This window comes from Paenibacillus sp. N3.4 (genome assembly GCF_008017805.1).
Lineage (GTDB): Bacteria > Bacillota > Bacilli > Paenibacillales > NBRC-103111 > Paenibacillus_E.
Genome location: NZ_VRTT01000123.1, coordinates 1 through 12460 on the forward strand (window position 1 = coordinate 1; position 12460 = coordinate 12460).

General features: G+C 43.7%; 15 protein-coding genes, 5 pseudogenes and 1 other annotated feature. Of the genes and pseudogenes, 16 read left to right on the forward strand and 4 right to left on the reverse strand.

Going from position 1 to position 12460, the window contains the following annotated elements:
* Positions 1-102: pseudogene (locus FU659_RS39400) on the reverse strand (aldo/keto reductase); the annotation flags it as partial.
* Positions 103-284: 182 nt separating this feature from the next.
* Here FU659_RS39400 and FU659_RS39405 point away from each other — a divergent pair.
* The 4 genes from FU659_RS39405 (at position 285) to FU659_RS39420 (ending at position 3499) form a co-directional block, all read left to right on the forward strand.
* Positions 285-1166, forward strand: coding sequence for an AraC family transcriptional regulator (locus FU659_RS39405; protein WP_147951407.1), 882 nt, complete (start codon positions 285-287; stop codon positions 1164-1166).
* Between the two features lie 132 nt (positions 1167-1298).
* A complete protein-coding gene (locus FU659_RS39410) occupies positions 1299-1922 on the forward strand; it encodes an AraC family transcriptional regulator (RefSeq protein WP_261808206.1) in 624 nt (207 codons plus the stop codon).
* Between the two features lie 12 nt (positions 1923-1934).
* A complete protein-coding gene (locus tag FU659_RS39415; RefSeq protein WP_261808208.1) occupies positions 1935-2252 on the forward strand; it encodes a helix-turn-helix domain-containing protein in 318 nt (105 codons plus the stop codon).
* A gap of 350 nt (positions 2253-2602) precedes the next feature.
* Positions 2603-3499, forward strand: a complete 897-nt coding sequence (locus FU659_RS39420; RefSeq protein ID WP_147951408.1) for an SDR family oxidoreductase — start codon at positions 2603-2605, stop codon at positions 3497-3499.
* Positions 3500-3775: 276 nt separating this feature from the next.
* Here the strand turns inward: FU659_RS39420 and FU659_RS39425 are convergent, their stop codons facing one another.
* Positions 3776-3976 carry a hypothetical protein gene (locus FU659_RS39425; RefSeq protein ID WP_147951409.1) on the reverse strand — a complete coding sequence of 67 codons (201 nt, stop codon included), beginning with the start codon at positions 3974-3976 and terminating at the stop codon, positions 3776-3778.
* A 229-nt stretch (positions 3977-4205) separates the two neighbouring features.
* Here FU659_RS39425 and FU659_RS39430 point away from each other — a divergent pair, with 229 nt between their 5' ends.
* The 12 genes and pseudogenes from FU659_RS39430 (at position 4206) to FU659_RS39485 (ending at position 10467) form a co-directional block, all read left to right on the forward strand.
* The gene (locus FU659_RS39430; protein WP_147951410.1) at positions 4206-4739 is read left to right on the forward strand and encodes a GNAT family N-acetyltransferase; all 534 of its coding nucleotides are present in this window, start codon (positions 4206-4208) and stop codon (positions 4737-4739) included.
* Positions 4732-5163, forward strand: coding sequence for a small multi-drug export protein (locus FU659_RS39435; protein WP_147951411.1), 432 nt, complete (start codon positions 4732-4734; stop codon positions 5161-5163). The genes FU659_RS39430 and FU659_RS39435 overlap by 8 nt, the downstream gene beginning before the upstream one ends.
* Positions 5164-5228: 65 nt before the next feature.
* Positions 5229-5489: a binding site (T-box leader), on the forward strand.
* A gap of 88 nt (positions 5490-5577) precedes the next feature.
* Complete coding sequence (locus FU659_RS39440) at positions 5578-6075, forward strand: aspartate-semialdehyde dehydrogenase (protein WP_222708706.1); 498 nt, start codon at positions 5578-5580, stop codon at positions 6073-6075.
* 12 nt (positions 6076-6087) lie between these two features.
* Complete coding sequence (locus FU659_RS39445; protein WP_261808209.1) at positions 6088-6648, forward strand: Asd/ArgC dimerization domain-containing protein; 561 nt, start codon at positions 6088-6090, stop codon at positions 6646-6648.
* Positions 6649-6887: 239 nt separating this feature from the next.
* Positions 6888-7047: pseudogene (locus FU659_RS39450) on the forward strand (transcriptional regulator); the annotation flags it as partial.
* 579 nt (positions 7048-7626) lie between these two features.
* Entirely contained in the window at positions 7627-8109 is a 483-nt protein-coding gene (locus FU659_RS39455; RefSeq protein ID WP_147951412.1) for a hypothetical protein, read from the forward strand.
* A complete protein-coding gene (locus tag FU659_RS39460; RefSeq protein ID WP_147951413.1) occupies positions 8106-8552 on the forward strand; it encodes a DUF3888 domain-containing protein in 447 nt (148 codons plus the stop codon). Before FU659_RS39455 ends, FU659_RS39460 begins: the two co-directional genes overlap by 4 nt.
* A gap of 281 nt (positions 8553-8833) precedes the next feature.
* A complete protein-coding gene (locus tag FU659_RS39465) occupies positions 8834-9079 on the forward strand; it encodes a hypothetical protein (RefSeq protein WP_187274556.1) in 246 nt (81 codons plus the stop codon).
* Between the two features lie 227 nt (positions 9080-9306).
* Positions 9307-9868: pseudogene (locus FU659_RS39470) on the forward strand (GNAT family N-acetyltransferase).
* A 14-nt stretch (positions 9869-9882) separates the two neighbouring features.
* Positions 9883-10005 carry a hypothetical protein gene (locus FU659_RS39475; protein WP_261808207.1) on the forward strand — a complete coding sequence of 41 codons (123 nt, stop codon included), beginning with the start codon at positions 9883-9885 and terminating at the stop codon, positions 10003-10005.
* An 86-nt stretch (positions 10006-10091) separates the two neighbouring features.
* Positions 10092-10328: pseudogene (locus FU659_RS39480) on the forward strand (hypothetical protein); the annotation flags it as partial.
* Positions 10294-10467, forward strand: a complete 174-nt coding sequence (locus tag FU659_RS39485; RefSeq protein ID WP_187274558.1) for a hypothetical protein — start codon at positions 10294-10296, stop codon at positions 10465-10467. The pseudogene FU659_RS39480 and the gene FU659_RS39485, both read left to right, overlap by 35 nt.
* 332 nt (positions 10468-10799) lie before the next feature.
* Here FU659_RS39485 and FU659_RS39490 read toward each other — a convergent pair.
* Both FU659_RS39490 and FU659_RS39495 read right to left on the reverse strand, forming a co-directional pair.
* Positions 10800-11902: pseudogene (locus tag FU659_RS39490) on the reverse strand (glycosyltransferase family 2 protein).
* A gap of 54 nt (positions 11903-11956) precedes the next feature.
* The coding region (locus FU659_RS39495) for a YheC/YheD family protein (RefSeq protein WP_187274557.1) at positions 11957-12460 on the reverse strand (504 nt) is incomplete at its 5' end.

The following is a 12460-nucleotide window of genomic DNA, read 5'->3' on the forward strand; positions in this document are numbered from 1 at the left end:
TATCCATGGATGATGCCACCGCTCTGCTACACCAAAGCTCATACAGCCAAGACAAAGCCGGGATACATCCAAGCCAGTATTTCCAAGTTTCACATATTCCATTTGTCGATACGCTCCTTTGTTCCCTTTTTTTAATGGGGTATAACCTTATTATGCAACAGATGAAAAGGCGACCGTTATCCCATTCATACCAAATGATTGCCTAATTCTCTTGCTACTCTTATGTATCTTACGAATATGGAATATAATCGAATTATAGGGAATGACGGAACAAGGAGGATCTTATGTCTGAAATTATAACTAAACAGCAGAATGAACTTGCCAAACTAATTGAGCGGTATGCAGTCCAGGACGGTGTTCACGCAACTGCCATTCCGACTTTATTTTTCATACGTCGATCTAAATTGACCGGACCAAGTTACGGAGTTTACAAACCTTCCTTATGCATTGTGGTTCAAGGGGCGAAGGAGGTATGGCTGGCACAGGAGCGCTTCAAGTACGATCCAGCGGATTACCTTATTGCATCAGTTGACTTGCCGGTTACTGCTCAAGTCACTGAAGCTTCTTCCGATATTCCGTATTTGGGTTTTAGACTTGAATTTACGGCGAGTGAAATCTTAGATGTTCTAAGTGATTCTGAAATTCGAATCACCCCGAGAGGAAATGCTGAACGAGCTATGTTTGTCGGTCAGATGGAGCTACCTATAATGGATTCTATATTCAGATTAGCTCGTTTGCTAGACATTCCGTTCCTTGCTCCTATCTACACAAAGGAAATTCTATTCAGGCTTCTGCAAGGGCAGTATGGAGTTACGCTGGCACAAATCGCAATGGAAGGAAGCGGCATCTATGGAATCAGGGACGCAATCGAACAAATTAGCAATAACTATGATAAGCCTTTGCGCATTGAAGAGCTTGCAGAAATAGCCAGTATGAGTATTTCTTCGTTTCACAGACACTTCAAAGAGGTAACTGCTATGAGCCCTATTCAGTTTCAAAAACAGCTGCGATTGCAAGAAGCACGTCGCCTTTTATTAACCGAATCAGCAGATGCCGCTGATGTGGCATTTCGAGTAGGCTATGAAAGCCCCTCGCAATTCAGCCGCGAATATTCTCGCATGTTTGGCTTTCCACCAAGACAAGATATAAAGCGCCTAAGAGTATAAAATATTAAGCCTCTGAGGCTAGTCACGCATTACCAGACCCAGTGGTCAGGATCAATCAGACTGGTCAGAAATTATTGGGACCCCTTGGTCAAAATGTCTGAATAAAAGGGAGTTGCTTCCGTAACAATGAGGATGCTAGATAAGCATGCGGTTACACCAGCATCAGGTAGCGCCGAGGGAGCGCTTGAAGCAGAAGCGGCCCAGTTGGCACGCTTGATCTATACCCATGCTCCACATGACGGTAGCTTTAGCCAGCGCATCCCAGGTTTGCACATCGGTCGCTTTTCACGAATAGACACGGAGTACGTGAAAACCTTATACTTGCCCTCTTTGTTAATCGCTGCACAAGGGGCAAAGGCCGTTACGATGGGGCAGGAGGTCTATCAGTTCGGCAGGTCGAATATGCTCGTGCTCCCCGTTGCCCTACCTGTTGCTCTCCAGATCACACATGCGAGTCCTTCCGAGCCGTTCCTCGGTGTTAGGCTGGACCTCGATCCGCAAAGGATCGCCGAGTTGGTCCTGAAAGTATATCCCCAAGGCCTGCCTCCAGTTCGTCAGCGGAGCGCAGGTTACGTCACGAGTGCCGACTTGAGCATTGTGGGCGCGGTGAGGAGGCTGGTGGAGTGTTTGCCCAATCCCGGCGACGTTGAATTACTAGCCCCACTCGTGGTGGATGAGATTTTGATACGAGTCCTGCGCAGCCCCATAGGCGTTCACGTCGCCGAAATTGGTTTTGCGGATTCAGGCGTGCAGTGAGTTGCGAAGGCGATTGCTTGGCTCCGCGCCAATTTCTCCCAGCAGATGAAGGTTGCAGACTTGGCCGAGTTGGTACACATGAGTGTGTCCTCGTTTCATGAGCATTTTAAGGCAGTCACTTCGATGAGCCCACTGCAATACCAAAAAGCACTGCGCCTTCATGAAGCGAGGCGTCTGATGGTCTCTAGTTCAATGGATGCGACTACTGCATGTCAGCTAGTGAGGTATGTGAGCACCTCCCAATTTAGCCGAGATTACAGCCGCTTTTTCGGAAGCCCGCCAAACAGAGACATCGTCAAATGGCATCAACAAACACAAATATTGGACTGATCCAACCGTATGGGCTGTCACCAAGGCCTGTCACCTTCCCGGCTTGGGTCTTTACTGAGCGAGATACAACGATCCCGACTTTTCCCACGTACCCCGCGGCCATAAGGCTTGGCGGGTTTTCATTTTTCCCTGCGGAAACCAGCCATATCGGATGTCAGTACCTTCAGAATCTTCCATGCGCGTTGATTAGGGATCAAGGTGCGTTCCAGAGGATCAGGCAATCATCTTGGTGAAACGAAGACTATAATCAGTTTAGAGTTTAGACTTGAGGCCAGCGGTGCTGATCGTTTACGCGAATCCCAGGTGGTTCAAGTAGCTCTACTACTCAACAGCTTAAGGAGGACTTCATTATGCGTGTTTTTGTTACTGGTGCGACAGGCTTCATCGGCTCCGCCATTGTTCGCGAACTGATCGGCGCGGGGCATGAGGTGCTCGGCCTCGCTCGCTCGGATGCGGCCGCCGCGTCACTCGCCACAGCCGGAGCTGCAGCGCATCGCGGCTCTCTGGATGGTCTCGACAGCCTGAAGCGCGGAGTGGATGCATCGGATGGCGTCATCCACACTGGCTTCATTCACGACTTCTCTAACTTTGCAGCCGCCTGCGAACTGGACAGGCTCGCGATCGAGGCGCTCGGCATTACGCTCGCGAACTCTGGCCGCCCTTTAGTTGTCACCTCAGTGTCCGCGCTCCTCACGCCGGGACGCTTCGGGACAGAAGAAGATGCGGCCAATCCCATCTCGGCCGCGGCGCACCGCGTCGCTTCGGAAGAGGCAGCTCTTTCGATGGCATCGCATGGCGTTCGCGTGTCGGTGGTGCGGCTTCCGCCATCGGTACATGGCGACATTGATCACGGCTTCGTTCCGGCCATGATCAATGTCGCCCGCAGCACGGGTGTCTCGGCCTATGTGGGCGATGGCGCTAACCGTTGGTCTGCTGTGCACCGAATTGATGCTGCACGTCTTTACCGGCTGGCGCTTGAGGCGGCACTTGCAGGTGCCAAGCTGCACGCGATTGGCGACGAGAGTGTGCCGATTCGGGATATCGCCAGCGTAATCGGCCGTCGCCTTAATGTGCCGATCATCAGCAAGTCTCCTGAGGAGGCAGCCGGCCACTTCGGTTGGCTAGCGCACTTTCTTTCGATGGACTATCCGATGTCAAGCGCCCTGACGCAGGAGCGGTTCGGGTGGCGTCCCGTGCAGCCAACGCTCATTCCAGACATCGACAGGGAGCAGTACTTCACAACCTGACGATTTCGGATAATCGGAGCCACTAGGGATAGGACCCATAAATTTCTGAACGTTCTGTCGGTTGGATGATTCAATCTCCCATGATGAGAGGGATATTCGGCTGACAAATGATCAAATGGAACGGCTGAGGCTTTTCTCAGAGCGAATGACTGATATTTCATTCTGCTAACGAGTACTGATAATTCAATAAAACAGCGACAGTCTAGGACTTTATTTCTGGTCCATGACTGTCGCTGTTTTTATTGTTTTTTAGCAATGAGTTTGGATGTTTTACTTCTATTCTGTGCTTTCAGTTGCGGCAGTTCGTGCTTCTGCTAATTGTGCATGGGCTTGGTCCAGTTCTTCTTGTGCTAACTGAATAGCCTGCCGGCGATTCGTGCTTACTGATTGTGCTTGATTTAACTCGCTTAATGAATCAGCAACCGCATTATGAGCTTGGGTTTCGGCATTTTGTTGCTTAGCTTGGTGGTCAGACATTGATATCCCTCTTATCATTTGAATTTTTATACGTAGTTAATATGCCAAATTTATGATTAGATCATTCAATGATAATTCTTAAAACGAGCATCTTCCGGTAATACGTTACAATTGTTCTCGATATGAGCTTAAAAGTGTAATCCTGAGTATATTGAGGTAGAATTAATATTGGATACTTACCAATAGAAGTGAATTAAGATTTAGGGGAAAAACCAGAAAGGAAGAATCCATGCAAATACGTATATTACAAGAATCAGATGCTCAAGCGTACCAAGAAATAAGACTGAGTTCGTTACAAATAAACCCAGAATCATTTGGATCAACGTATGACAGTGAAGTAAGATATTCACAAGAGACGATCGTGGAGCGAATAAAACCAACGAAGGACAAATTTGTTCTCGGGGCTTTTGACGGAAATGATTCGTTAGTTGGGATTGTAACTTTTATGCGTGAAAAAAGCTTTAAAACTGCTCACAAGGGAAATGTCTACGGCATGTATGTAGTACAAGAAATGCGAGGGCAGGGTTTAGCGAAATCGCTTATGCTTGAACTAATCAGAATAACAGGAGAGTGCGATGGTTTGGAACAAATAAACTTAACGGTCGTATCTGAAAATGACTACGCCAAAAAACTTTATATGTCTTTGGGATTCGAGACTTATGGTAGGGAACGAAATGCCTTGAAATTCAATGGGCAATATGTAGATGAGGATCTAATGGTTCTAAACATTTCAAATGCTCAAGACAACACTTCGGATGGATAGTTTACTGACATGGGCTTCTGTCGTTGGCACTGGCATATTGGAATTATGGGCAGCTATTCCACTTGGATTTACCCTCAAGCTGCATCCTCTACTGACGGGTATTCTAAGTGCGGTGGGCTCAATGCTCAGCGCAGTCATTGTGATTTTTTTCGGCACATCCATTAGGAATTGGCTTGTACGACGTACTCAAAATAAGAGCGGCGGCGGAAGAAGCAGCCGTATGATCCGAATTTGGGACAAATATGGTATCCCTGGCATCGGTTTCTTATCGCCACTGATTACCGGTGCTCCACTCGGCGCAGCCATAGGCATTTCTTTCGGAGCAGAACCTCGTAAGCTGTTTGTATGGATGACCATCGGGATTGTTTTCTGGAGTGCTTTTCTGACTACAGCAGTTGCTTTAGGACTGAATGTATTCACTTAGGCGGATTATCCACAAAAATATCTTTACTCTACTTCAAATTACTTGGTATTCTGTATCCAATAATTCAAAATGCGATGATGAGAAAAGTAAATAAATCGTTTTTCCACAGAGAGCTCCGGCAGGTGAAAAGGAGTGAAGGATTATTTATTGAAGAAAGCCTCTGAGCAGTACATCGGAACCTACGAGGGGATGGTGTAACAGGAGCTCCTGTTATAGAGCTAGAGTATAAGCATCTTTGTAAAAAGATGTCGTACTCGAAGAGGTGGATATGGCGACATATTTGCGAATCCGGGTGGTACCGCGAGCATACAATTCTCGTCCCTGAGACTATAAATTAGTCTTGGGGGTGAGGTTTTTTTATTTGCATGATCGTGTTACGAGAAATTTAATCATACCATTCAAGGAGTGAGCAATATGTCAAGGTTAAAAGCGGCAGTCGTAGGAGCAACGGGCATGGCCGGTCAGCAGTTTGTGCAGGCATTATCCAATCATCCGAACTTTGAAGTTGTTATTATGGTGACATCAAGAACTATGAAAACTTATCAAGAAGCATTGCTGGAATCTAACGGATCATCGAGGTGGACACAGCATACACCGATTCCCGAGGATATGTTGAACGTTCCAGTACTAGCCTCAAAGGAATTCCGTCCAGATTCTGTTGATGTTATTTTCACAGCGATTGAATCCGATCTCGCTAAAGAATTGGAGCCTTGGTTTGCCCAAACGACTCCAACATTCTCAACGGCATCTGCATTTCGTTATTTTGAAGATACGCCACTACTTATTACTGGAGTCAATGATGATCATGCGGAATTAATCCGCAAACAGCAGCGAGAACATGGCTGGAAAGGTTTTGTTCTTCCTGTTCCCAATTGTACGGTTACTGGACTTGCGATAACGCTAAAACCATAAGAACATTTTGGAATACAAAATGTTCTTATGGTTTCCATGCAATCACTTAGCGGTGCCGGTAGAAGTCCCGGTGTTCGTTCTTTGGATATTCTAGATAACATTATCCCGTATATCCCCAACGAAGAGGATAAGGTTCGAAAAGAACTTTTAAAAATTCTCGGTGAATATTCGAATGAGGGCATTACTCCTGCTGAAATTAATATCAATTGTATATGTACAAGAGCAAATGTGTTAGATGGACACACAGAATCGGTGTTTGTCGGTCTGAAGAAACAAGCGAGTTTAGCTGAAATCAAAGAAGTAATCCATAGCTATAATCCGTTCAAAGACGCTAATTTACATTCAGCTCCCGATCACATGATTCATATTTTTGAAGACCCATATCGCCCTCAACCTCGCCTTGACCGTGAGCTGGGAGGAGGGATGACTACAAGTATGGGTAGACTGGAAGTGGAGCCGGTACTTGGCGGTGTGAAATATGTTTTGGTCTCTCACAATACGAAGATGGGTGCTGGCAAAGGTGCCGTCTTGCTCGCTGAATCGATGCTGGCGAGGGGTTTACTGCAGGTGTAGCGCTTTAACTTCATAGTAAAACGAGAAGTTGAGTAGAGATAGCGGTAGTTGAGGACTATATTTGGATGATTAAAAGTAGTATCAGACGCTGGTTTCTTCACCGTTGAAATATTCTACACGTTAGATATTCTAAAAAAATAACGTCGGTTGTGAAGCACACGCCGCTTTGACACATTCTGAACCTGCTTGGCGGGTTTGATATCAAAGCGGCGTTTTAGTTTTCACAAACCATGATAAGAAAGGATGTTTGGTTCCCGATTATAAGAAACTTCAACCATTTGTACCCTGAATGGGAAGTGTGTGATTTTAACAACGGTTATCGTTACCTGGACTTGGCTTAAGTCTGACGGCAATGTAAAGGGAGGGATCGAGATTCAAGGATATGGATCTCATAGGAAAATTCATGGTTACGGATGTGCCCTATCATTAATCGTTTTCGGTGGCAAACAGTGTTATCGTTCGTACGGCTTACGAACTCAATAAACCTTATTTGATCAAAATAACGTGTTTTGAGATTCTAACGAACTTCAGAATCACTATTACGGGCAAATGGATGCATTCCCTCTATTTTTTTCCTCATTAACGCTGCTGCGATTCGTTAGACTAGCAAAAAAACAATTTAGACGATCATAAGGACAATACGGTTCGTTAGTAAGGTTGAGGTAGCACTGGGGATACAAGGGGTTAGTTCTTTTCCAGGTTGAGATGACCAATTAATGATTTTGCTCACTGATGGAGCCGATTCGACGAGAACAATCTCATCAGTAGATTCAGATGCCGCTCCTGCTTTCGAAACTTATAGGCATCCTACGATTGTTGCTAGGGCAGCCGCGATCATTGCTGAGATGGGAAATACCTATGTTGGGTCTGAATCCTCTAATGTTCTCAAGTGAAAGTTCGCGCAACCACTTGTTAAGTTATGAGTAATTTCATACGAATGGGGAATATTACCACCCAAATAAGCGGAGGAGTGTTTGTATGAAACTGCAGGTTAAGTCGTTACTGATATGGATTGTTATCTCAATAAGTACTATTTGTACACAGGCGGTGCAGGCATTTGATGGCGCTGAAGTGTTTGACATTAACAAAGGGGAAGTCATACAGACGATAGTAAACTCTCAATCTTTACAGGACCAAGTAAAGCTATGGCTATCCTCTGCCAGTCTGATTGCAGGTTCTTTTAATATTCAGCCGAACGATGGTATAGCAATCAAGATTCCACTAATCCCGCCTTATAAAACAGATAATGAGCTAATAAATGGTACAGTTACCGAAGTTGTCATGTTGATTAGTCGGTCAAGCACATATTATCCAACATTACTTATATTCACAAAAGAAAATCATACGCTTGCAGTCCATGTTGCAACTCAGGGTTTAAAGAACTTTCTCAAGAAGAATCAACTATTCACTCCCGAACTGAATATAAGCGATCCAGATGAAAGTGGGGGCGACAATCAATGAGAAACAAATTGGTTATTGTGTGTATGCTAGTGATTGTCTTATCAGTTAAAAGTCTGACTTTTTCTTTTGCAGCAGAAATAAAGAAGCCTGTAGAAGACTCTAAAGAATTGCAATTTCAAGATATGCTAGTGCTTTTATTATTGCCCTACATAAATGGCAGCCTCGCTGAGGTATATGCCAAGTATTTAAATACGGCGCCAGATGTATATCCTTATTTTGTTGATGTTAAACATGTAGAGCGAGTTAATGGATTTCGGGGGTTCGATTTTCTGATCACCCTTGGTGTTACTCCTACTGTAGGCCCACATATTCCTGTAGGTGAGGATCTTTTTACGTATGAAATATCCCCGGTCGTAAAAGTAAAACTCGTAAATTATGAACATATTAAGGGCCCGAAAAAAACGGACTTTCCGCCGAATTATCAAGATTTTTTGAAAAAATAACACATAAAGTCAAAATTGCGAAAACTTGATGATAGATGGGAAAACTAAAAATATGTCCGATGGTTCTTGAACATCGTCATGGTAACGCTTTCTAAAAGTCCCATAGTCTTGCCATGTATCACTTGATTCGTTCACTCGATCCAACGCGTTTAGTTATTTCAAATGACGGTTGGGAATTGACAGAAACAGATGTTTGCGCCGTTCATAACTATAACCACGGACAGCCCGAAGAAAGAGAGAAGTACGAGGCTTTTAAACGTTCACTTGCAACCAAAGAATAAGTGCTGCAGTCAATGCCTGCGAATCGCCCTATTTACGCGAACCGATTCACGCATCATGGCGAACCAATCCTGATTACGGAGTTCGGTGGAATTGCGTTTAAGATCGGATCGCAGCAGGGTAGGGGGTATACATCCGTAAGCAATGAAATCGATTATGTGAATGAGTACCGCAGAGTCATTGAAGCGATTTATGCTTCGAAAATCATTCATGGGTTCTGTTATACGCAACTTGGTATGAGACGATAATCACAAATTGTTAGCTAATCAATTAAAAGAGGTTCTGAAACCTCCTCTAAAAAGTGAATGATGTAGCATTAATGGTTGAACTAGACAGAGAATGATAGTATAGGAGCTTGCCCTATGGCAAATCCTTTTTGTATATTGAAGTAAGAGTTGTTTGGATCCGTTCCTGTTATCAATTAAGTACCACTTTATGCTAGATTTATTAAATGAAATTGGAAGAGGTGATTCTCATTAATCCCCTATTATTAGATTTCCCTAATCAATTGACTTCAGATAGGCTGCTTATAAGAATGCCTTTACCGGGAGATGGCAAGATCGTATTTGAAGCTGTAGCAGCCTCTATGAATGAGTTGAAATGCTGGTTACCCTCTGCTCAAAAAGAACATTCCGTAGAAGATTTGGAAGTCAATATGAGAGAGGCACACGTAAAATTTTTAAGGAGAGAAGATTTAAGATTTCTGATTTTTCATAAAGAAACAAACCAGTTTATTGGTTCTAACGGGGCTGCACAAACCGGATTGGATAATACCTAAGTTTGAGATAGCGTATTGGATCGATACACGATTTAGCGGTAATGAATACATGACAGAAGCTGTACAAGGTATTTCCGAATTTGCTTTTACTGAATTAAAGGCACGAAGACTCGAAATACGTTGTGATACACTTAATTACAAGAGTAAAGCAGTAGCTGAACGATTAGGATTTTCCCTCGAAGGGACTTTAAGAAATGAAAATTTTACTGCGGACGGAAGTAGATTACGGGATACTTTTATATACGCAAAGATAAAGTAAGAGAATGGAGACGAATGCGCAGTCGCAATCCGTTCGAAGCAGAGCCCGATTCTTTTACTTTAAAGCTGGCGACTGCGATCAATCTGGAAAACAATCAGTTTTCGCCGTCATTGAACAAAAACGCACCTTTTGAATGACTGCATAAGCCCTGTAGCAATGAACAGATTCTTGTTCAAAAAAGCAGTTGAAACCTAACCGTTGTTAGGTTTTTTCTTTTTAATGTGCAACTGCCATTTTATTTAACGTGATGAGCAAGAAAGCAGGGTACCGGGTAACCGACCTGATCCCGGGACATCCAGATATTGTCCTCTCCGTCATGCATGTTGTATTCATGACGTCGTCGGCGATCTGCTTGGTATCCGCTCTTTTGACAGGCTGGCGGCTGATAACAATCAAAAAAGCAAAGAGGGCTGAGCAATCAAATATTGAACTCAGGGCAAGATTATTGTACAAATTTTGACTTTTGGCAAACTTATGAGTTATGGATCGCCTTCGCCGTCGACGAATGGCTGAGAGGTCTGCTCATGCTGCTTCGATGGGGAACCCAAACTTGGGAAAGCAAGGCGATGGTTAAGCCGCAGCATGTGTTGACAACTTGAACAAGCAGAAAGACGTACGACATTGTTTACCAGAATCTCTATTCCGATTGTTGAGCGACGTGATTGAGCACTTTTAAGACCTGCTTTAGTTAAAGAGATGTCTCAATGGATACAATGAATCAATGCAGTTTGGGAGAATCGACGCTTTTCATACTAGGCCCCATAACAGTCTCCTGCATTTTATCCAATCCTTCTGCTATTCGTCTTTTCGTCGATCTAGAAAGACCGTTAGGAGTACAGCAGCATCTCTAACGGTTCTTTTGTCTTTTGTTATTGGATTATCAGCGTGCGGAACAGATGTAGAGTCCGGTGTGTGCAAAAGCGGAATTCAGCTAAACAAGCGCATCACCTTGGCACCCATGACCCATTACTCCTCGGGTGAGAAAATAACGCTTGTTCTGCAGGATACGCTCATCATTTGGCCGATAAAGTCTGGCGGCTTCATTATGCTTATAAGCGAACTCATATTTCCCAAGGCGATCGTAGCATACGCACAACTGCAAGTGGGGTAACCAAGTGGAGCACATTGGGTTTGCCAATCCCCAGCTATCTTTAGGATGTTCTAATTGTGTAGCTACTGTGTACCAAAATATGGATGTTTGAATGTCATTTTGTTGTAAAAAGTGATAACCTAAACGACAACAAAATTCAGCGCGAGGGGGACCGAATTGTAACGATCTTAATGAAGAGCGAAGTTCGTTTTGATGATCTCCGAGATGATGAAAGGCATCCGCTAGTTTTCCACAAGCTAAGATATTATCTTCCACCCAACCTTTACCTGTCGCTAGAAACTTTTCATAATAGTGAATTGCCTCTTCAAACCCCCGATGATCAAATAATTCATTAGCATAATAATACAAATCCCGCGGCGAAAATTCCTCACCCAGGGCTAATCGTTTTTCATAAATACGGAGATTTCGTTCATTTTCATGATGAAGTCTACTGTGCGTGACAGCTATATCACTATTTAAGATGGATCCCCACACTGCCAGATACTCATGCACAGCGCCAACCCATTGAAACTGATTGCTTCTTTTCACTAGTCGATTGCGTCTTAAACTGGATGTAACTTCGCCAAATTCATCGAATGCTAGATGATAATTCATTGTGACAGAATCAATGTTTGGGTCAAGCGTCTCTTTTAAAGCAGCGAGTTTAGCGCGATCCTTTTCCTTCAAAATGTCATCAGCATCCAACCAAAAAATGTAGTCCTTACTTGCTTGATTAAAAGCAAAATTCCGGGCTTTGCAAAATCATCAATCCAAACAAAATCATAAATTCTCTCCGTGTATTTGCGCGCAATTGTTTTCGTTTGATCGGTCGATCCTGTATCTACAATAATAATCTCATCAACAAGATCACAAACGGAGCTCAGGCACCTTTCGATGATATCCTCTTCGTTCTTAACAATCATACATAGGCTAATAGAAATCATAACACTCACCTCACAAAATAGCTTTATTCGCTTCTCTTTAGATCTTATTTATCCTCAAGATTGGGAAAGATAATAAGCATACTCTAAGGGTCTACTATAAATTTTTCGTTTATAACACGTAAGATCTTTGTATATATTTTTTTGGGGTTGTCCGTTAAGTTCGATAATCCATAGCTTTCTCTGTTCGTCTAATACAAAGTCGACACTCAATTCTCCCAATAAACCCAAGTAAGTCTCTGCTTCTTGTGCGGCCGTTACACTTACCTCATACAGAGAACGGCGGATTTCATTCACTTTATCCGGCGAAAATAATCGCGGAAGAATTTCTTCAGCATCATAAATGGTTTCACATATACTCGTGTTATAGTAATGTTCATAGGCTGCTCTACACGTTATGGCGGAAACAGTCCATTCTCCAAGAATATCTTTTTGAACCAGGACCCGGATGTCAAAATACTGATGAACAAGTTGACTTATATGAATTCCTTGCTGAACCAAGTATTTTTTCTGTCCGAATAGTTCATCTAGTTTTCTCTGAATGCCTTCACTTTGTCTGCA

What these genes read in the sequence shown, in the direction of transcription:
- FU659_RS39460 (WP_147951413.1), top strand. Translation starts at nt 8,106, where the DNA reads ATGAGAAACAAATTGGTTATTGTGTGTATGCTAGTGATTGTCTTATCA.
- FU659_RS39435 (WP_147951411.1), top strand. Translation starts at nt 4,732, where the DNA reads ATGGATAGTTTACTGACATGGGCTTCTGTCGTTGGCACTGGCATATTG.
- FU659_RS39425 (WP_147951409.1), bottom strand. Translation starts at nt 3,976, where the DNA reads ATGTCTGACCACCAAGCTAAGCAACAAAATGCCGAAACCCAAGCTCAT.
- FU659_RS39475 (WP_261808207.1), top strand. Translation starts at nt 9,883, where the DNA reads ATGCGCAGTCGCAATCCGTTCGAAGCAGAGCCCGATTCTTTTACTTTA.
- FU659_RS39430 (WP_147951410.1), top strand. Translation starts at nt 4,206, where the DNA reads ATGCAAATACGTATATTACAAGAATCAGATGCTCAAGCGTACCAAGAA.
- FU659_RS39405 (WP_147951407.1), top strand. Translation starts at nt 285, where the DNA reads ATGTCTGAAATTATAACTAAACAGCAGAATGAACTTGCCAAACTAATT.
- FU659_RS39420 (WP_147951408.1), top strand. Translation starts at nt 2,603, where the DNA reads ATGCGTGTTTTTGTTACTGGTGCGACAGGCTTCATCGGCTCCGCCATT.
- FU659_RS39440 (WP_222708706.1), top strand. Translation starts at nt 5,578, where the DNA reads ATGTCAAGGTTAAAAGCGGCAGTCGTAGGAGCAACGGGCATGGCCGGT.
- FU659_RS39410 (WP_261808206.1), top strand. Translation starts at nt 1,299, where the DNA reads ATGCTAGATAAGCATGCGGTTACACCAGCATCAGGTAGCGCCGAGGGA.
- FU659_RS39455 (WP_147951412.1), top strand. Translation starts at nt 7,627, where the DNA reads ATGAAACTGCAGGTTAAGTCGTTACTGATATGGATTGTTATCTCAATA.